At 40.1% G+C, this 18905-nt stretch carries 20 protein-coding genes and 1 pseudogene; 6 read left to right on the plus strand and 15 right to left on the minus strand.

The genetic code is table 11. The features are described from left to right. Positions 1-5: 5 nt before the first annotated feature. Together ACE1CA_RS06120 and ACE1CA_RS06125 are read left to right on the plus strand one after the other, a co-directional pair. Positions 6-878 (plus strand): SWIM zinc finger family protein, encoded by an 873-nt coding sequence (locus ACE1CA_RS06120; RefSeq protein ID WP_413281140.1) that lies wholly within the window; start codon positions 6-8, stop codon positions 876-878. Then, the gene (locus tag ACE1CA_RS06125) at positions 875-1855 is read left to right on the plus strand and encodes a hypothetical protein (RefSeq protein ID WP_486517680.1); all 981 of its coding nucleotides are present in this window, start codon (positions 875-877) and stop codon (positions 1853-1855) included. Before ACE1CA_RS06120 ends, ACE1CA_RS06125 begins: the two co-directional genes overlap by 4 nt. A gap of 118 nt (positions 1856-1973) precedes the next feature. Here ACE1CA_RS06125 and ACE1CA_RS06130 read toward each other — a convergent pair whose 3' ends face one another. The 8 genes from ACE1CA_RS06130 to ACE1CA_RS06165 form a co-directional block, all read right to left on the minus strand. After that, the gene (locus ACE1CA_RS06130; protein ID WP_413281142.1) at positions 1974-2159 is read right to left on the minus strand and encodes a PCP reductase family protein; all 186 of its coding nucleotides are present in this window, start codon (positions 2157-2159) and stop codon (positions 1974-1976) included. Positions 2160-2451: 292 nt separating this feature from the next. Next, a complete protein-coding gene (locus ACE1CA_RS06135; protein WP_413281143.1) occupies positions 2452-3123 on the minus strand; it encodes a MarC family protein in 672 nt (223 codons plus the stop codon). A 41-nt stretch (positions 3124-3164) separates the two neighbouring features. Further along, complete coding sequence (locus tag ACE1CA_RS06140; RefSeq protein WP_413281144.1) at positions 3165-3875, minus strand: MntP/YtaF family protein; 711 nt, start codon at positions 3873-3875, stop codon at positions 3165-3167. A gap of 19 nt (positions 3876-3894) precedes the next feature. Next, entirely contained in the window at positions 3895-4566 is a 672-nt protein-coding gene (locus ACE1CA_RS06145) for a DUF1345 domain-containing protein (protein WP_413281145.1), read from the minus strand. 31 nt (positions 4567-4597) lie between these two features. Beyond that, complete coding sequence (locus ACE1CA_RS06150) at positions 4598-5365, minus strand: DUF1345 domain-containing protein (protein WP_413281146.1); 768 nt, start codon at positions 5363-5365, stop codon at positions 4598-4600. Between the two features lie 182 nt (positions 5366-5547). Next, positions 5548-6111, minus strand: a complete 564-nt coding sequence (locus tag ACE1CA_RS06155) for an HMA2 domain-containing protein (RefSeq protein WP_413281147.1) — start codon at positions 6109-6111, stop codon at positions 5548-5550. Positions 6112-6259: 148 nt separating this feature from the next. Beyond that, positions 6260-6502, minus strand: coding sequence for an acyl carrier protein (locus tag ACE1CA_RS06160; RefSeq protein WP_413281148.1), 243 nt, complete (start codon positions 6500-6502; stop codon positions 6260-6262). A 112-nt stretch (positions 6503-6614) separates the two neighbouring features. Beyond that, a complete protein-coding gene (locus ACE1CA_RS06165; protein ID WP_413281149.1) occupies positions 6615-8204 on the minus strand; it encodes a hypothetical protein in 1590 nt (529 codons plus the stop codon). Between the two features lie 144 nt (positions 8205-8348). Here ACE1CA_RS06165 and clcA point away from each other — a divergent pair, with 144 nt between their 5' ends. Beyond that, positions 8349-9689, plus strand: a complete 1341-nt coding sequence (clcA, locus tag ACE1CA_RS06170; RefSeq protein WP_413281150.1) for a H(+)/Cl(-) exchange transporter ClcA — start codon at positions 8349-8351, stop codon at positions 9687-9689. Positions 9690-9734: 45 nt separating this feature from the next. Here clcA and ACE1CA_RS06175 read toward each other — a convergent pair whose 3' ends face one another. The 4 genes and pseudogenes from ACE1CA_RS06175 to ACE1CA_RS06190 form a co-directional block, all read right to left on the minus strand. Beyond that, positions 9735-9815 (minus strand): hypothetical protein, encoded by an 81-nt coding sequence (locus ACE1CA_RS06175; protein WP_486517967.1) that lies wholly within the window; start codon positions 9813-9815, stop codon positions 9735-9737. A 61-nt stretch (positions 9816-9876) separates the two neighbouring features. Then, positions 9877-10494, minus strand: coding sequence for an exopolysaccharide biosynthesis protein (locus tag ACE1CA_RS06180; protein ID WP_413281151.1), 618 nt, complete (start codon positions 10492-10494; stop codon positions 9877-9879). A 90-nt stretch (positions 10495-10584) separates the two neighbouring features. Then, positions 10585-10830: pseudogene (locus ACE1CA_RS06185) on the minus strand (GAF domain-containing protein); the annotation flags it as partial. A 60-nt stretch (positions 10831-10890) separates the two neighbouring features. Then, positions 10891-11412 carry a DUF29 family protein gene (locus ACE1CA_RS06190; RefSeq protein ID WP_413278232.1) on the minus strand — a complete coding sequence of 174 codons (522 nt, stop codon included), beginning with the start codon at positions 11410-11412 and terminating at the stop codon, positions 10891-10893. A 159-nt stretch (positions 11413-11571) separates the two neighbouring features. On the opposite strand from ACE1CA_RS06190, the gene ACE1CA_RS06195 reads away from it, so the two are divergent. Continuing rightward, a complete protein-coding gene (locus ACE1CA_RS06195) occupies positions 11572-12279 on the plus strand; it encodes a GUN4 domain-containing protein (protein WP_413278231.1) in 708 nt (235 codons plus the stop codon). 538 nt (positions 12280-12817) lie between these two features. Further along, a complete protein-coding gene (locus tag ACE1CA_RS06200) occupies positions 12818-13561 on the plus strand; it encodes a hypothetical protein (protein ID WP_413278230.1) in 744 nt (247 codons plus the stop codon). Positions 13562-13582: 21 nt separating this feature from the next. On the opposite strand, the gene ACE1CA_RS06205 is transcribed toward ACE1CA_RS06200, so the two are convergent. Further along, positions 13583-14005, minus strand: coding sequence for a DUF433 domain-containing protein (locus tag ACE1CA_RS06205; RefSeq protein ID WP_413278229.1), 423 nt, complete (start codon positions 14003-14005; stop codon positions 13583-13585). A gap of 32 nt (positions 14006-14037) precedes the next feature. Beyond that, positions 14038-14646, minus strand: a complete 609-nt coding sequence (locus ACE1CA_RS06210) for a Uma2 family endonuclease (RefSeq protein WP_459563622.1) — start codon at positions 14644-14646, stop codon at positions 14038-14040. A gap of 153 nt (positions 14647-14799) precedes the next feature. Here ACE1CA_RS06210 and metH point away from each other — a divergent pair, with 153 nt between their 5' ends. Next, positions 14800-18348: a methionine synthase gene (gene metH / locus ACE1CA_RS06215; RefSeq protein WP_413278227.1), complete on the plus strand. Its 3549-nt coding sequence runs from the start codon at positions 14800-14802 to the stop codon at positions 18346-18348. 86 nt (positions 18349-18434) lie between these two features. On the opposite strand, the gene ACE1CA_RS06220 is transcribed toward metH, so the two are convergent. Beyond that, positions 18435-18824, minus strand: coding sequence for a hypothetical protein (locus ACE1CA_RS06220; protein WP_413278226.1), 390 nt, complete (start codon positions 18822-18824; stop codon positions 18435-18437). Positions 18825-18905 lie beyond the last annotated feature (81 nt).

The raw sequence follows: 18905 nt of genomic DNA on the forward strand, positions 1-18905 counted from the left end.
AGAAAATGAGAGATTACGATCCTGGAATGCAGAGGGTTACAAAGGAAGATAATACTTCTATTTCTGGTCGGGAATGGTGGGTGGAACGGTGGTTAGAGTTGTTGGATAAGTATCGGTTTAAAAAGCGTTTGGAACGGGCGCGGATTTATGCTAGGCAAGGCAATGTTCTGAGTATTGATTTTCAAGATCAAAAGGTTTTTGCTAAAGTTCAAGGTACAGAACCGGAACCTTATCAACTTTCGATATTCTTGGAACCTTTTACTGATGAACAATGGGATTATGTCATTGAAAGTATGTCGGAAAGAGCTATTTTTTCGGCTAAGTTATTAGCTGGAGAAATGCCGAAAAATATTGAGGAAGTATTTACGGCAAATGGTTTAAGTTTGTTTCCTTTTACGTTGGAAGATGTGCGGAGTCGTTGCAGTTGTCCTGATAAAGCTAATCCTTGTAAACATATTGGGGCAGTTTATTATTTGTTAGGCGATCGCTTCGGTGAAGATCCTTTTGTGTTGTTTCAATTAAGAGGACGCAGCAAAGAGCAAATTATTGAAGCTTTACGCAAGTTTCGCAGCAAGGGAAAAGAGGAACAGGGAGACAAAGAAACTGATATTCCGGTAAATCAAAAAGTACAATATCCTTTAAAGATTGAGGAGTTTTGGCAATATGATAAACCTTTAGAATCCGGTTTAGTGGTAATTGCACCATCGCCAACTAGCGAGACAATTTTGGATATTTTGGGTAAAATACCTTTAGGTAATGATGAAACAGAAAAACCTCAAACAGCTGCTACATCTGACGCAGTAATGCAATACTTGGATTCAGTTTATAAGGCAGTTAGTCAACAGGCAATTATTTCAGCAATGACGATGGGAGAATGACGAGAAATTTTCACGACCAATTTGCTAAACAGTATCTCAGCGAACTATTAACGCCTTTGGGTGAGGTAATAGTTAGCCGTGAGGTAATGGCAGAAGTTCGCCAAATTGATGTTTGGTTTTCGCCTGTACCGGAACCTAAAACCAATCAAGAATTACTCGGTTTATTGGGTAAAATGGCATCAACTGCCTGTTTAATTGAACCTTTTCGCAATCCGCCAAATTGGTCGGAAGTGCGGAGATGTTTGATTAAATTATTTGCGATGCAAAGCGATCATCAGCGTCAGGCGAGGCGAGAAGATCGATCGATCACAGAAGAGGAATTACCTCATTTGTGGATATTAACGCCTTCCTGTTCTGAGAATGTCTTAGACGCTTTTGGCGCAAAACTTGATACCCAAGAAAATTGGCCTAATGGTGTATATTTATTACCAGTAGCTCTGAGGTCAGGGATAGTAGCAATTAACCAACTTCCGGCTACAGAAGACACTCTTTGGTTGCGGCTTTTGGGACGGAAAACCGTTCAGAAGCAAGCAATGAATGAGGTGAATTCACTGCCAGAAAACCACCCTTTCAAAAGAAATATTTTGGAGGTTGTAGCTAACTGGCGGGTTGGTTTAGAAACGACGCAAAATTTAAATGAAGATGAAGAGGAATTGCTTATGAACTTATCATCAGCTTATGTACGTTGGCGCGAAGATACTTTACGAGAAGGTCGGATTGAAGGCAGATTAGAAGGGCGTAAAGAAGGTCGTGAAGAAGGTCGTGAAGAAGGTCGTGAAGAAGGTCGCCAACAAGAACGACGCGAGATGATCGAAAACGTTTTGCGAGTTCGGTTTGGTGCTTTGGATGACCAACTAAATAGATGTATAAATCCTATGTTGGAGTTACCAGCAAGTGAGTTGAGTCAACTGTTGTTAACTCTTTCTCGTGAGGAAATTTTAGCTAGGTTTGGAGGTGGATCTAATTCAAGTAGTTAGTGTTGAAAGGATGGGGGATCGATCGCACTTTCTAAACTAAGCTTAAAGTGCGATCGATCTTTCTTAAGTTTCCCGGTTTCAAAACATTGACAGAGTTTGAAGTGCGATCGGATTTTTGCTACTGTCCAAATTCTAATCGCGCCTGTTCCACAATCTCTGGCGTTACCACTTCCAACTCAGCTTCCCGCGCCAATTGCTCAATTCGCTGTCTCGCCTGACTCCGCACAAAAAAGGGAATATTTTTCAGCTTTCTCTGAGCTTCAGCACTCCACTGCAAACCACCAGTTAAATCTGAATCTGCCATAGTTCGCTAATATTTTGATTGATTGTTTATCAGTTGTTATTAAACAGCTTAATGTTTATATTTTACTTGTTAAACGAACTAATCTTGTTTAATCTGAAGTTCCCCGTTGACAAAGTAAGCTGTTCCGCATTTAAATTGGATTGTTTGAAAAAATACCTTTTTAGCACGTTGAAAGTCGAATGGCATCAATTTTTCCTGACTAAAATTACAAATGTTTTCTATTAGAAATCTAATTAAAGATAATCTAAAAAAGCAAAAAACTCGTGCAATTAACAAGCTTTTGGCGCAAAGGTCATCGGAGTTGAGGGGCGATCGTCTTTACAATAACGTTAGTTAATCCAATCACAACAAATTGTACTCCGATCGAGGCAACTAATAAACCTAAAATGCGAGTGGCAATACTTAATCCTACATTGCCTAATATTTTTTGCAACCATCGACCTGAGAGCAAAATTGCACAGACAATTGATGAAATAAAAATACAAACACCAGCCAATTCAATAATCTGAAATCCACCTTTCTTTGCCTGAGCTTCATTGGCGTAGAGAATCACATTAGCAATTACACCAGGACCCACTAATAGAGGCATTGCCAATGGAATTACAATTTTTCGGTAAACAGACTCCGCTTCTTGAAAATCACTTTGATTATCCTGATTTGCAGCATCTTGCGGTTTACTTTTTTGCTCGCCTGTCACTAGGTTAATTCCTATCAGTAACAGCAGAATTCCTCCAGCAATGCGGAATGAATCTAAGGTAATGCCAAAGAATTTGAGCAGAGCCGATCCAGTAAACAAAAATAGCAGCAGCAAGCCTAATACAGTAAGTGAAAGTAATACTGCCAACCATTTTTGTACGGCTTTGCTTTCTTTAGCAGTGTAACTGATAAAAACGGGCAAAATCCCCAAGGGATTAAGTAGTGCGAATAAACTGGCTGCAAATGTACTGAGAAGTTGTTTATCCATTTGTTATGGTGACGCTTTTTTGATGAATTCAATGATATGGCTTATTGACTCAAAAATCCATAGATACCCGTTAAAATTACCATTCCTCCAGAAAGTAATCCTGCCCAAAGTCCGGGCATTTTTAAGGCGAAGCGATTTCCAAGAATATATCCTAGAGCTAATCCTGAAAAGCTAAATAAAATTACCAGTCCAGCGGTGACGATCGCACTATAACCGGAAATTCCCGCACCAATTCCGATCGCCAAATTATTCACACTTAACCCAAATGCTAATGTAATTGATTCGTAAATATCAATGTAACCAGAGCGATCGCGATCGGCTCTTTCGGGATTTTCGAGAAAGGTTTCGTAAGCAAATTCTTCCAAACATTTATCAGTTTCCTCTTGAGAGCTATTAGCAATCTTAGAAACAGAAATATTGCTAATATTTGCGCTCTCAGCTTGTAATTCTTGACGTAAGAATGATAATCTTTTAGCTTGTTTCTGCTCTCGCTGAAACACCGCCCACAGTCCCCACACACCTGCTGTCACTAAAGCGAAACTGCCCAATTTTGCAGATTGAATCGCAGTCAAATAGCTGCTAATTTCTTTGCCTACAGACATAGATAAAAACGTGCCTAAACCTGAGACTAAGGCGATAAATCCATTAGTGCGATTACCAATTCTTAGGGCTTTATTACCGTAAGCAGTGCCGATCGCAAAGTTATCTACAATGGCAGCTATAGCTAATATGAGAGTAGCAAAACCTTGCATAATAAACCCAAGCTCTCCTTTAAATTAATCTGATGACAACACTGACCCCTAACGCTAAAATCACACTGTAGAAATAATAAGAAATTACCATGTGTCCTAAGCTCAATCGTCGCATTGCCGATTTAACAATCGGTATGTCAGACGTTTGAGCAGTCATGCCAATGACAAAGGCAAAATATAAAAAGTCGCTGTAACAAGGTGGCATTCCCCCAGAAAATTGTAACCCACCATTGTATTTTGTGTTTGAATTTGCTGCCGAATTCTCATCAACTGGACGGTAGTAAAAGGACGCATAGTGATGAGCAAATAAAGTATGGATCGATAGCCAAGAACAAAACACGGCTAAAATTGATAAACCCACTTCTATACTCAGGGTATCTTTGAATCTGACTACAATAAATCCAATGACAAATAAACTGCTAAAAGTTGCAGCGATCGCCATGAAAAATATTAACCAATTATCCAGTTCTTGCTGTTGCGATCGAAGACGAGTTCGTGCTGCATTTGCTCTCAGCATCATCGACCAAATCAGAAACAAAAAGCTAATTACCCCTCCCGTCCAAGCTGCTAACAACTGAAATTCCAATCCTCTAGGAACGCAACACATAAAAATTATAACTGCAATTCCCAAGGATATTACTAAACGAAATTTTGGTTGTTCAATTCGGTTTCTTATAACAGCAAGCTTCATTTATTTCCTTATTAAAAATTGTTTTGCAAATCTAAATTAATCCTGATGCGACATTAACGCTAGAGGCTAAAATTACCATTGAAAATAGAAATCCTACTCCTCCATGAGCTAAGGCTAACATTCTCATTGATGATGACGAAATCAAAACATCAGCTGATTGAAATGTCATACCCATGACAAAAGCAAAATACATAAAATCCCAATAATTCGGCATTTCTTCACCAGGAAAAAGTAGCCCACCAGCATAACCTGTTGGACTAGAGAAATCTTGTTGATAGTAACAGCTGGCGTAGTGCAATGCGAACATGGTATGGGTAAGAAACCAGGAACAAACAATTGCTGTTAGGGAGAGAATCACTTGAAAGGTGATGGTAGATGATGATATTTCTTGACTGTTGGATTGCATAAACGCGATCGCAAATAAACTCACGCAAGCTGCGATCGTAATAGGGAGAAATAAGCGATCGGCATTTTGTTCTTGATACTGGACATAATCACAGGTTTGTTGAGGTGTTTTGATGCCAATCACCAGCAGAATTAAAGCTAAAAAGCAAAGTACACCACCAATCCAACTAATTAAAATCCGATTATCAAGCTCTACGAAATTTGGCAATATTAAAAACAGTACCATTGCCACCTTAACCGAAAAAGCCAGACGACCTTCTGCATTTAAATTGCTTAGGCTCCGTTTTCCCAAATCCAAACTATTGATAAGTATCAGCTTCAGCACCTGGTTTAACTGGCGCAAAAGTTGTCTAATGGCAGAATAACCAGACTTCCTTGTAGGAAAAGTTTTCATTGTGACTCATCTTAGCCAGTAGTGATAAATTTAGACTAATTTACCAAACAAAAGTGCAAAAATGATGACAAAAATAGAGAACTGGGGATTGGGGTACGGACAATTCATAAATTGCCCCTACTTGGAACCCTTCTAGAGACGTTGTATGCAACGTCTCTAGAATCTTTTTTGAAGATGTTTAATCAATATAAAGACAACTCTGAAGCTGCCAAAAAGCATAGTGAACCTAAAATTAAAAAAGGTGTTCCTGGTAAAACAGGCAACAATAGACCGATGATTCCGATAAAGAAACAAATTGTACCCATGACTTCCAAGAGAACGATCGCCAGTCTTGGGAATAAAGGGTTAATTTCATAGTGTATCTGAGTCCAATTGTCCAAAATTTTAGAATCAGATGTTGTTTGATTAGGCATTGGGGAAACAACTACCTCGACCACTTTTGGTGCGGTAAGAATCAGCGATCGAATTAACGTTGCTGCATTTGTATTTTCCTCATATTGCATTGTCAGAGACTTTGCTTGGAGGTTGATATTAACTTGTGTTATACCAACAACGGCTTTGAGCATTTGAATTAGTCGATCGCCATAGTTGCGATCGTAACCTAGTCGGGGAATCCGAAGACGAATTCTTCCCTTGATTTGATGCACAATTTCATAGCCGCTTTTTAAGTATTCTCTAATTCCGAAAGCACCGTTTGCTAGAGCTAGATTTTTAAACTCTTCCGGTGTTGCAAATGCAGATGTCATCGTTGCTATCCTATACTTCTAATCGTTGTTGACTATTGACGTTTAAATTGTAGAGGAGTTATACCAATTCTCCGTAAAATTGCGCTTAATCATATCCCCTCCCTGTGGACGGGGAGGGATTTGGGGTGGGGTGCCTTGCAGCGCATCTTCATAGAGAATTGGTATTAGCCTTTATAAAGTCAATAGCGTCTTTAACAGTGAGAATTTTTTCTGCCGCATCATCAGGAATTTCACAACCAAATTCCTCCTCAAATGCCATCACCAATTCAACAGCATCTAAGGAGTCAGCACCCAGATCGTCAAAAAAATTGGCATTTTCAACCACTTTGCTGTCCTCAACACCTAAGTGATCTACAACTATTTTTTTTACTTTCTCAGCGATTTCACTCATGGTTTCTTTGCTTCTTTTTAGGATGTGACCTATACTATTTTATACAAAAGGGTAATTAGTGCAGTAGAAATTTGCTAATTTATCGACTGGCTCGATCGGGGATTTTCAAGGATTAACAGGATTTCACCGATTTGACGGAAGAGGTATGATAGCTTAATTGTGCTTGTGTGGGTGTAGCATCGATCGCTAACTCTGACTCTAAGCTGACAGTTTTCGGTGCAAACAAAGGACGTTGACCATTGATGAATTCTGCAACAAAAGCCGACCCATTATTGACTATCACATTAACTATTGGATTTAATCCGAAGAATACGCCGCCACAAGTGACTATTAAATTGGGAAAAACGATGATTGTCGTATTTTGATATATGCGCTCAAAAGCCTTTTTCGCAATGTCGATCGCGCTCACCAACCCCAACCAATCCTGTTTTAACAGCACTACATCAGCTGAATTTTTGGTTACTTCCTCCATTGTCCAATTTGATGGTGCTATTGCTACAGAAACATCAGCATATATATTGTCATCGCCGATCGTTAACACTCGTTTCCCTGAAGATTGCAGGGTTTTGACATGGTTTGTTGATATAATTTCACTAACAGAAATGCCCAACCATTTCGCCTTTATAGCAATTGCTTGAAAATCAAGATTAGCATCGTATAGCAAATAAACGCTGATTCCTTGGTTTTGCAAAGTTGGAATTACATCTCTGGCAAAAGTAGAAATTTCCTGCTCTGGCAATCCTGCATTTAATACGATAGTATCTACCTGTGCCAGCTTTTCCAGAACTCGACCGCTACGGATGTAAGCTCCCTGCTCAACCGCAAACACTAAAGCAGATAGCAAAGTTGTAGAAATAGAGATGGGAATACCGCTGCCGAAGTCTAGTTGGAAAGGTGCGATCGCAGCACTTAAATTCCCCGTAGTTGCAAAAATCGCTCCTCCCATCAGTATTGTTGGTACGATCGCCTCTCGCAAAAAGTTAGCTTGAGTAATCCCCAATTGCGTATTATGAACCGGAGTTGTTTGGATCTGATGAGCAATTAAGCTTTGGGTATTATTGTCCATTGCTGCGGCTAGAATTGCCTGATGCTCTTGGTTTTGGGCAATTGTTCCCCGCCAACTGCGTCGAGATTCTACTAAACAGGTTTTTAGGGCGGGAGCAACAAAATTACCCTGTATTGTATGCAATCCCATCCAGAGCGAATCTAGCAAGTCAATGTTGGGTTGACGAGCTTTAAGCAAGCTTTCTGTAGCTCGATTAAACCAAGGCATTGCTGCTGCTGCGATCGCACCTCCCACCAACACAACAGGCAATTCCAAGGGAGTCGCCAATAATGCCAAACTGAGGCTAAGTAAGGGTAAACTCAAATCTCGCCATTGGTTAACCAGTGGGATCAGATCCTCAGTTTCGGACAAATCCGCTTCCCAATCAAGACCTAAATCTGAGATATTGGTTGTACTTAAATTTGCCAATTGAATGCAGGAATTAAGGTAATTGTGGGCAGTTTCAATAGTAATGGCATCTTCTTTGTAAGTGACAACGAGCGATCGTGCCGCTTGATTTACACGAACTGCGATCGTCATCTCCCAAGACTCAATCAGTTGCTTCAGTTTTTGGGCAAATTCGCGATCGGTAGCAATTTTATCAACGCGAAGACGACAACGCCCTGGAATACTATGAACAACTCGATCGTAACTCATAACTTAACTCAAAATTTGCACTATTTTTACACTTTTTTTCAGTAAAGTCTTCCAGGGGTTGTGCATCAATTGTCAGACAAAACCAATCCGATCTACCAATCCCCATTGATACTTTAACTGATAATCACCACCATTAATTCAGCTATGGAGTCCAAACCCAATAATCAGAACATCAACCCGCTTAACTCAATTCTCCAATCCAGACGGTTCAAAGAAACTATCGGAAAACTCAACCCCGTTCTGTTTTGGGCAGCTATAGCAGGATTTCTTACTGGAGTGATTGGCGGTAGCTTTCGGTTTCTCATCTCAGCAATCCTAAACAGCCGGGTACACTGGATTGATTCTTTAGATAAAATATTGGGAGCAATTATTTCGATCGCTCTCTCAGGAATCATGGCTTACCTGGGATTTTGGATAATGCGCCGTTTTTCTCCCGACACTTCCGGCAGCGGCATTCCCCAAATTGAAGGAATGCTATCCCGGCATTTCCCTCTAGTTTGGCAGCGGGTACTGCCCGTTAAATTTACCACTGGCATTCTCATCTTGGGCAGTGGCATGGTCATGGGGCGTGAAGGGCCGACTATCCAAATGGGAGGCAGTATCGGTAAAATGGTTGCAACTTGGTTTCGTGCCAACCACGAACAAACCAGGGTGCTGGTAGCTGCTTGTGGTGGAGCGGGATTAGCAACTGCATTCAACGCTCCTTTAGCAGGAATTATGTTTGTATTTGAAGAACTTAAACCTGTGTTTGAGGATGAAGTTCATGCTTACCGAGCCGTAACATTATCCTGTATTTCCGCAACAGTTGGACTGCAATTAATATTGGGTACTGGACCTGTCTTAAAACTCACTCAATTTGAAACTCCGCCCTTAGCTTCTTTGTGGATTTTTGCGCTTCTAGGAGTTGCCTTTGGCATAATTGGATATTACTTTAACTTTTTTCTAGTCAAAAGTTTAAACTTTTTTTCGAGTTTGCGAGGCATTTATTACCATCTAACGGGGTTATTTGTAGGCAGTTTTATTGGGTTGATGAGTTGGTTTTATACTCCTACTACTGGTGGTGGTGAGGAGATGATCATTTGGTCATTTAACAATGTCGAACCTAGTCACATCCTCTTGCTATTATTTGCAGTTCGATTTGGCATGACAATTCTTTGTTACGGTTCAGGGGCTCCTGGGGGAATTTTTGCGCCGATGTTGTCGATCGCCACCCTATTTTGTTTAGGCATTGCCAAACAAACCCATATTTGGTTTCCCACTATTTTACCTTATCCCGAAGTTTTGACGATCGCCGGAATGGGAGCTTTAGTTGCCGCAACAGTACGCGCACCCTTAACAGCAATTTTATTAACACTAGAAATTACAGCTAACTATCTATTAATTTTGCCGATTCTAGTCAGTTGTTTTACCGCAAGTATGACAGCTCATGGCATGGGAGGAAGACCGATTTACACGGTACTTTTGGAGCGAAAATTGCAGAAGTGAATGTTTGGGGATTAGCGAGAGAGATTCCTTTCTTTGGCTCTTTTATCACTCTCTATGTGCCTCTAACCAAGCTGACAAATCATCCCGACTACTAAAATTTAAAAACGCCTCACTTAAATCTTCCAATACAGATAGCAGTAAGTTTTCTTTAGCTTCCCGATAAACTCTGCTTTCTTCTAAATTCAGGTTAAATAAATAACAGTAAAAGTGCGGGAGTGATTCCTGTAATTAATGCACTAATGGCAATAATTAATCCGTCTTTTTCGATTAAGCCCAGACTAATTAGTACAATGGCGATCGCAGGCAGCATATTGCCAAAAGGAATTGGTAAAGCAATAATTACTCCCAAAATTAGTAATGCTACTCCCACACCCTGTTCTGCCAAAGGTGTGGTAAAGATAGGCCAGCGAGGTTCAGTAAACTTTTCCATCTGTTGCAGAAAAGAGATTGCCCCGGAAATAATTGGTTCGCAGAGTTCTCGACTGAAGGGTTGGTCTAAAAGTGGGTCAGGTAGCCAGGGTTGCTCAAATCCTAGCACTAACTGACCGGAAACTAAAATTAAGGGTATGGCAACCAAGGCAGAAATACCTGCAATCGGCAATGGTAAAGCTTCCGGCAAGGCACAGATTAGTAAAGTTGGCCCAAAAGCTCGATCGCCTAAAGCATTCAACAAATCCCGCAAACGTACTTCCTGTTCCTGATGTTGTTCCAAAAATTGCTGCAATAGTTGGGAAACGCGCCAGGTGCTGCTATTAGTTTGGGAATTTTCGTTGTAGAAAACTGGTAAATTATTCAACTGATTCACAATTACGATAATTGAAATTAAGATTAGGTACGTTGTTGCGCTTTAGCGCTATTATTACCTATTTCAATAATAGCGCTAAAGCGCAACAACATAAGAAATAGTACAAAGAAAATCGTCTTTGAGCTTATTTAATCGTTCGAGTTCGTTAACTTGAAATTGAGCCGCTTCATACAATCTAGCTTGCCGGAGAGCGATCGCACATTGATTAGCAACCTGTTGTACCAAATGAATTTCCATCTCACTAAAGCTAGAACTAATTGACTTAAATATCCAAAGGACACCAATGACTTTCAGTTGTTCTAATTGTCCATCAAAAATCGGACAAATTAAAATTGCTGAACGATCGCACTCATAAGTTTAAGGTTTTGGGGAAGTGCGATCGCATTAATTCCATTTCTATCTTTGCCTACCAAACTGCCAATCTTCACCCCCAGGTAATCGAGTCAAATAATCATCAACTACTGCGGGAAATTCCTTAGCAGAGTAATTATAGGTCAAATCTAACAAGCTTTTAGCAATGAGTATTATCTGGTTTCTGTCTACCATTTCTGATAGTTGAAACGAGTTGTATGCGCCATTAAATACTTCCACACTTGCATCACGAACAGCCTGTTCTAAGATATCTTCTAGCATGGTTTCCCATTCATCTTGTTTGACATAATAGGAAGTTTTATTGTCTTGCAGATTCAGGTCTTTAATTTCAACGATCGATCCGCGAATCGAAGCAGCCCAAGAATTTGTTAATCGCTGTTCGAGTTGGTTTTTAATTAAATGAATCAGCATCCTTAGAAGAAATGATTTAATACTCCGCAGTGTTGCTTTTTTACTCATCCAATCCAACTCATCAACAATTGCCAAAGCATCTTCATAGCGTCCTTCTAAAATGCTGGCTCTTAAATCAATTAGTTCTTGAGTCATAATTTATCACCACTGTTAGGGGTAATTAAGTTTAATTTTACAACATGGCGATCGCACTCGTAAGTTTAAGGTTTTGGAGAGTGCGATTCCCAAAAGGATGGCTTCGCCAATCGCGAACCAGTTATTATAATAATAACTAACTAATCTACAGGAAATTATATGACTCGATATAAAGAGCGATATTTAGTAGATGAAAGTGGGAAGCGCATCGGCGTTTTTCTGGATATTGCAGATTACCAAAAAATTCTGGAAGAATTGGAAGAGTTAGAATCAATTCGGGCTTTCGACAAGGCAAAAGCTGCTGATGATGAAGTGATTAGTTTTGAGGATGCGATCGTAGAAATTGAGCCAGAGGATGATTTAAGTTCGGATAAAGGGATAGATTACCAGAATTTACGGGATTTACTCAAAGCGGGAAATTGGCGAGAAGCTGATCAAGAGACTAATAGAGTAATGCTTAAAGTAGCAGCAAGAGAAAAGGAAGGTTGGTTGGATGTCGAATTCATCAACCAATTTCCCTGTACCGACCTTCGCACCATAGACAGACTTTGGGTAAAATACAGCAATGGTCGCTTTGGCTTTTCTGTACAAAAGCCCATTTTGGAAAGTGTCGGGGCTAAACCGGGTGAGTGGCTTCTGTGGGGGCCGGAAATTTACAAGAAGTTCTGTGATCGCGTAGGCTGGTATGATCGAAAAAAAGAAGAGTGGAAATCATACGAAGACATCATCTTCTCTCTTAATGCCCCAGTGGGGCATCTCCCTGCTTGCGTTGTGTTTGGGGGGTGGTGGGTGTGTGGGGGTGTTGGGTGGGGGGGAGCGTTGGTGGTCTCTTCTCTCGCGTCGAGACTTGTAAATTGTAACCTATAAGGCTTTCCGAAAATTTTTAAGAATTGCAACAGAGGGAAATTCCTCGAAGCTATGAGGATTCTGGGTTTCCGATACCTGGCACTGAAGTCGGATAATAGGAATTCTATTTTCTACTAATATATTACACTTGTGTTGTCAGCCCGCCTGCGAATCAATTCGCAGGCTAATAGCGAAAGTCCGTTAAAACGGACTGAAGATTTTAGCGAAAGATCATTAAAATAGTTAGTATGGTTTCCCTAGATATAATTTAGTTTGGAGTTCACCATTTATTCGCGCTTTTAAACGTTTAGTTCGTCAAAATCCACAATGAAGTATTGCCCTACAATATTATTAAACAGGTAAGCACCAGAAGGAAAAAAAATTATGACATCCAAAATTTATTCTGTAAATGTCAACGAAACTGCTTCTTTGCGAGGTATACCAGTACCGGATTCATTCTATAAAGATCATCCACAATGGACAAGGTATAGATGCAACCACAACTAGACCACTGTTAACTAAAATCTGTTTGAACATTCAATAAAAGAAAACTTGATATATGCAAGATATTCGCGATACATTTCAAAAAGAATTAGACGAACTACTACTACTAGCAAAAGGATTTATTGCACTGATAAATTTCGGAAAGTTTTACCTGGAAAAATTCGATCCAAATACAGAATTTAGTGTTCATGTAAGACATGAGTCTGAATCATTACCATCAGTTACTTCAAAATTAGTTAACTTTGGAGATATTTTAAATATATATGGTCACAATCAAAGTGCAATTGAAGAAATGATTCATACACAGTTGGTGCAGAAATGGCATGATTTTCTGGGCAAGGTGTATGAGCAAATTCTTATCGAACAGTTAGGTGGTAAAAAATCTTATGCTGCACTTAATAATGTTTCAATTAAAAAGATAGATCTGTCAACAGCCGAAGCTAACAACATAATTACAAAGGTTCAAGAAAGCGCTTTAAGCACATTCAATTTTGAACCTGCTGACAAAAGGCTTGATACAATTATTACTGCACTAGAAAGGAAAAAGACAATACCTAACGAGCTTAAAAAGGCTATCCAAAAACATATTACAGTTCGGAATATTTTTCAACATAATAATGGTGTTCTACGAACTGATGATATTAAAAAATGGGACAAAGGAGCCACAGAAATTAAGTTACTCGACAAAGAGGCTATTCCTGAACGAAAAAAAGCAGGGGATGCCTTGATAATTACTTATTGGGAATTGGAGGCTGTCAAACAAGATTTCTATAAAGCAGCTAGCTTGTTGATTCCATAATTTTAGCGGTAATTAACTTTTTCATCGCTCAGATAGCAAATCATGGTGATTAATTTCAGCTAATCCTTTTATGTTTTCTGGTGCAAGCATTTGGCGTTGACGGCGAAGTGCTTTATGTACTTCTGGATCTCTTCCATATTTCGCTATTCTTTCGCGTAACCTGATAATAACAGGATCGGGATTCATTTCCTGTTTTTTCCTTTGCTGATGTCCCCATTCCAACCAATCAGCGAAGTATTTACCAACAGCTTCTTTGTTGTGCAAATAAAACAAAATTGTCGCGTAAACTTGCTCCAAAGTCACAGTGCGGAACTTCGGAATAATTTCTTCTGGAGGCAACTTTCGATGGATATATTCATATAAAATACTTTCAATGCCAACTCGTGTTCCCTTAATCCGAATGTCATTTGGTGCGAGAAAGTCAAAGTAATCTTCTAATTGCATTTTTCATACCTCCCTTCAATAGCAAATATAACTCAACTCTCTGAATAATTTTCCAAAATATTGCGAATTCGCTGCCGAAACAACCGCACTGCTGACCTTTGTCCAATAGTTCTACTTTGTTCAATGAAACCGGGAATTTCTGTTAGCGGCAAAAATGGAAAAGCTAAACTTTGATTAGTTAACTCATATTTTCCCTCAACAAGCTGATAAACTTGCAAAGTTTCATTTCGATATCTCCATAATTCAGGAACACCTAAAGAAGCATAAATGGTAAATTTATTCAAAGAAGAACTGGTATAATCAGATTCAACTACTACATCTGGTGGTGGATCGTTGGGAAGTTCAATGCTTTTTTTACCTCGGACTATAAATTCATTTTGAATGTAAAAACAAGTATCTGGTTCAACAGCACGAGTTAAATCTTCCCGTTCCAAAAGTAAAGCACCAAGCTGTCTGATTTCAATTTCAAGCTCATCTGCTAGAGCTTCAACAAAACTCCCAATTAGGATTTTAGGTTCTTCATGTTCTGTAAGTGGCATTCTGATTTCTAACACTCCTTTATCGTAAGCTATTCTCCAAGCTCTCCCATCTCCCACATCTGCCATCAAAGCTTTAAAAGTTTCCCATCTCACACCGTTCATCACAATAGTCGGAGGTGACGCGACTTGCTGTTGGGGAAAATTAGCATCTACAATTGTTTGCACATTCATTTTTGCTATTGCTCCTGTACTCAATAATTTTGCAAAATAGATTAAGCTCTATATCCTGTTCTGGCAAACCTCTTAGTTTATATTATGAGTAATCTTTTCCTCCAACGTCTTCACAGTCCCGATCGCCCTGTCATCGTCTTCGATGGCGCAATGGGAACTAACTTACAAACGCAAAACCTCACCGCCGCCGACTTTGGAGGGTCAGAATATGAGGGATGTAACGAGTATTTAGTCCACACTAAACCGGAAGCAGTCGCTAAAGTACACCGCGACTTTCTCGCAGCTGGTGCAGATGTGATTGAAACTGATACTTTTGGCGGAACTTCTGTTGTATTGGCGGAATATAATTTGGCGGATAAAGCGTACTATCTCAACAAAACTGCTGCTGAACTTGCCAAAAGTGTCGCTAACGAATTCTCTACTCCAGAAAAACCTCGTTTTGTTGCTGGTTCAATGGGTCCCGGAACTAAGTTACCGACTTTGGGACATATTGATTTTGACACATTGAAAAACGCTTTTGTCGAACAGGCGGAAGGGCTTTTTGATGGTGGGGTTGACTTGTTCATTGTGGAAACTTGTCAAGATGTGCTGCAAATTAAGGCGGCGTTGAATGGTATTGAAGAGGTGTTTCGCAAAAAAGGCGATCGCCGTCCGCTGATGGTTTCGGTGACAATGGAAACAACTGGAACTATGCTGGTAGGTTCTGACATTAGCGCAGTTTTGACAATTTTAGAACCTTACCCGATCGATATTTTAGGTCTAAATTGTGCAACAGGGCCAGACAGAATGGCAGAACATATCAAATATCTTTGTCAAAGTTCGCCCTTCGTGGTTTCTTGCATTCCTAACGCAGGTTTACCGGAAAATATCGGCGGTCATGCACATTATAAACTTACCCCGATCGAACTACGCATGGCGTTGATGAAATTTATCGAAGATTGGGGCGTGCAAGTAATTGGCGGTTGTTGCGGTACTCGTCCCGAACACATTGCACAGTTGGCAGAAATTGGTAAATCTTTGCATCCGAAAGAACGTCATTTTAGTTACGAACATTCCGCAGCATCAATTTATACTGCACAGCCTTACGAACAAGATAACTCATTTTTGATTGTTGGCGAACGGTTGAATGCTAGCGGTTCTAAGAAATGCCGTGACTTGCTAAACGCTGAAGATTGGGATGGATTGGTCGCTTTGGCGAAAGCCCAAGTCCGGGAAGGGGCGCACGTCCTCGATGTCAACGTGGATTATGTTGGTCGGGATGGTGTGCGGGATATGCGGGAATTGGCATCAAGGCTAGTAACAAATGTAACTTTGCCTTTGATGTTGGACTCGACCGAATGGGAAAAAATGGAGGCGGGGCTGAAAGTTGTTGGCGGTAAATGTATACTTAATTCGACTAACTATGAAGATGGCGAAGAACGTTTCTTTAAGGTTTTAGAGTTAGCGAAAAAGTATGGTGCGGGAGTAGTAATTGGAACAATTGATGAAGAAGGAATGGCGCGAACTGCTGAGAAGAAATTCCAAATTGCTCAACGTGCCTACCGTCAAGCTGTAGAATATGGTATCTCACCGGAAGAGATATTTTTTGACACTTTAGCATTGCCAATTTCTACTGGGATTGAAGAAGATCGATCGAACGGTAAAGCGACAATTGAATCTATTAGGCGCATTCGCCAAGAATTACCAGGTTGTCATATTTTATTAGGTGTTTCTAATGTGTCTTTCGGTTTAAATCCGGCGGCGAGAATTGTTCTTAATTCGATGTTTTTGCATGAAGCAATGGCGGTGGGAATGGATGCAGCAATTGTTAGCGCCAGCAAGATTTTACCCTTGGCAAAAATTGAGCCGGAACATCAAGAAGTTTGCCAGAAATTGATTTATGATGAACGGGAATTCGATGGTGAGATTTGTGTTTACGATCCTTTGGCAGAGTTAACTAAGCTGTTTGAAGGGAAGACTACAAAGCGCGATCGATCGGAGGATGCAAATCTCCCCATTGAAGAACGTTTGAAACGTCACATTATCGACGGCGAACGCATTGGTTTAGAAGACGCTTTAGCCAAAGCATTAGAACAATATAAACCCTTAGAAATCATCAACACTTTCTTATTAGATGGCATGAAAGTTGTCGGTGAGTTATTTGGTTCTGGACAAATGCAATTACCTTTTGTATTGCAATCAGCGGAAACAATGAAAGCAGCAGTTGCTTACTTAGAACCGATGATGGAAAAGCAAGAATCTGGCAATAATTCTAAGGGAACTGTGGTAATTGCCACTGTAAAAGGTGACGTTCACGATATTGGGAAAAACTTGGTTGATATCATCCTTTCTAATAATGGCTACAAAGTGGTGAATTTGGGAATTAAGCAACCAGTCGATAACATCATTGATGCTTACCAAGAACATAAAGCAGATTGCGTTGCTATGAGTGGTTTGTTAGTGAAATCTACTGCTTTTATGAAGGAGAATTTGGAGGTTTTTAACGAAAAAGGAATTACTGTTCCGGTAATTTTAGGTGGTGCGGCGTTAACTCCGAAGTTTGTCCATGAAGATTGCCAGAATACTTACAAAGGTAAGGTGATTTACGGCAAAGATGCGTTTGCAGATTTGCATTTTATGGATAAGTTAATGCCTGCGAAAGTTGCGGGAAATTGGGATGATTTGAAGGGATTTTTGGATGAAGTTGCAACCGCAGATGCAGACAGTTTAACGCAGAAGGAAGAGAAGTCTACTTCATCTAATGGTAAGGGTGTATCTGAGGAACTAAAAGAGGTTGATACTAGGCGTTCTGAGGCGGTTGCTGTTGATATTGAACGTCCAATTCCGCCTTTTTGGGGTACGCAACTTTTGCTGTCGGAAGAGATTCCAATCGAGGAGGTTTTTGGGTATTTGGATTTGCAAGCTTTGATTGCTGGGCAATGGCAATTCCGCAAACCAAAGGAACAGTCACGGGAAGAATATGACCAGTTTTTGAAGGAGAAGGTTTACCCGATTTTGGAATATTGGAAGGGGCGAGTTGTTGAGGAAAATTTGTTGCATCCGCAGCTGATTTATGGTTATTTTCCTTGTCAAAGTGAGGGGAATTCTTTGTTAGTTTATGATTGGGAATTTTTGAACCGCGATGACGCGAAGAAAGAGATAGCGAAGTTTGATTTTCCGCGTCAGAAATCTGGGCGGCGTTTGTGTATTGCTGATTTCTTTGCGCCTGTGGAAAGTGGAAAGGTTGATGTGTTTCCGATGCAAGCGGTGACGGTGGGGAATATTGCGACGGAGTTTGCACAAAAGTTGTTTGCAGATAATCAATATACTGATTATTTGTATTTTCATGGTTTAGCTGTGCAAACTGCGGAAGCTTTGGCGGAATGGGTACACGCTAGAATTCGCCGGGAGTTGGGTTTTGGTGGGGAAGAACCGGATAATATTCGTGATATTTTGGCGCAAAGATATCGCGGTTCTCGTTACAGTTTTGGTTATCCTGCTTGTCCGAATATTCAGGATCAATATAAGCAGTTGGATTTGTTAGGAACTGAACGAATTAATCTGTTTATGGATGAAAGCGAACAGCTTTATCCCGAACAGTCTACAACTGCGATTATCACTTATCATCCGGTGGCGAAATACTTCACTGCTTAGTGATTTCAGAAACCGGGTTTCTTGAAGAAACCGGGTTTCTTTTCTTAATCATGTCTGGTTGTAGCATTATCTTTTGGGATTTGATATTAATTCTCGATTATAACTGTCCTAGCTTTTCCCACTTCAGTTCCATTTTGAGTTTGAGTTTGAGTTTGAGTATTGTCGATCGTATTGTTTGCGATTAGTACATTTTTCAGTTTAAGCTTTAGGGGTTCTGTAATCAATAAACCTTCGATTTCTTTAGTCAGAGACTCCACAGATTCTTTTTTGCTACGTTCTATGTAGATGGCAATCAGTACTGCGTCAACGCCATATTCTGCGATCGCATCTCCTAAAAGCGTTACCAAACCGAACGCACCTATGCCAAGAAGTACCACAAAAGGTTGTCCCAGAGTTAAGATAGCGACGACTACCGCCACGATCGCAGAACCTAAATATAACCCTGTCACTTTTTTAATAATTTTGTCCACTTCCATCGCAATTTTCCTAAATTTTGCTATGGTAGTTTGAACTAATAGCGTAATTTTAGCACTTTTTCTCAATCCCCCAAACAAAAA

Source organism: Floridaenema evergladense BLCC-F167, assembly GCF_041929205.2.
Taxonomy (GTDB): domain Bacteria; phylum Cyanobacteriota; class Cyanobacteriia; order Cyanobacteriales; family Aerosakkonemataceae; genus Floridanema; species Floridanema evergladense.

Coding starts and splice junctions, on each gene's coding strand:
- ACE1CA_RS06165 (WP_413281149.1), bottom strand. CDS start 8,204: ATGAGTTACGATCGAGTTGTTCATAGTATTCCAGGGCGTTGTCGTCTT.
- metH (WP_413278227.1), top strand. CDS start 14,800: ATGAGTAATCTTTTCCTCCAACGTCTTCACAGTCCCGATCGCCCTGTC.
- clcA (WP_413281150.1), top strand. CDS start 8,349: ATGGAGTCCAAACCCAATAATCAGAACATCAACCCGCTTAACTCAATT.
- ACE1CA_RS06205 (WP_413278229.1), bottom strand. CDS start 14,005: ATGCAATTAGAAGATTACTTTGACTTTCTCGCACCAAATGACATTCGG.
- ACE1CA_RS06155 (WP_413281147.1), bottom strand. CDS start 6,111: ATGACATCTGCATTTGCAACACCGGAAGAGTTTAAAAATCTAGCTCTA.
- ACE1CA_RS06190 (WP_413278232.1), bottom strand. CDS start 11,412: ATGACTCAAGAACTAATTGATTTAAGAGCCAGCATTTTAGAAGGACGC.
- ACE1CA_RS06120 (WP_413281140.1), top strand. CDS start 6: ATGAGAGATTACGATCCTGGAATGCAGAGGGTTACAAAGGAAGATAAT.
- ACE1CA_RS06210 (WP_459563622.1), bottom strand. CDS start 14,646: ATGAACGGTGTGAGATGGGAAACTTTTAAAGCTTTGATGGCAGATGTG.
- ACE1CA_RS06195 (WP_413278231.1), top strand. CDS start 11,572: ATGACTCGATATAAAGAGCGATATTTAGTAGATGAAAGTGGGAAGCGC.
- ACE1CA_RS06125 (WP_486517680.1), top strand. CDS start 875: ATGACGAGAAATTTTCACGACCAATTTGCTAAACAGTATCTCAGCGAA.
- ACE1CA_RS06200 (WP_413278230.1), top strand. CDS start 12,818: ATGCAAGATATTCGCGATACATTTCAAAAAGAATTAGACGAACTACTA.
- ACE1CA_RS06150 (WP_413281146.1), bottom strand. CDS start 5,365: ATGAAAACTTTTCCTACAAGGAAGTCTGGTTATTCTGCCATTAGACAA.
- ACE1CA_RS06220 (WP_413278226.1), bottom strand. CDS start 18,824: ATGGAAGTGGACAAAATTATTAAAAAAGTGACAGGGTTATATTTAGGT.
- ACE1CA_RS06130 (WP_413281142.1), bottom strand. CDS start 2,159: ATGGCAGATTCAGATTTAACTGGTGGTTTGCAGTGGAGTGCTGAAGCT.
- ACE1CA_RS06135 (WP_413281143.1), bottom strand. CDS start 3,123: ATGGATAAACAACTTCTCAGTACATTTGCAGCCAGTTTATTCGCACTA.
- ACE1CA_RS06145 (WP_413281145.1), bottom strand. CDS start 4,566: ATGAAGCTTGCTGTTATAAGAAACCGAATTGAACAACCAAAATTTCGT.
- ACE1CA_RS06140 (WP_413281144.1), bottom strand. CDS start 3,875: ATGCAAGGTTTTGCTACTCTCATATTAGCTATAGCTGCCATTGTAGAT.
- ACE1CA_RS06160 (WP_413281148.1), bottom strand. CDS start 6,502: ATGAGTGAAATCGCTGAGAAAGTAAAAAAAATAGTTGTAGATCACTTA.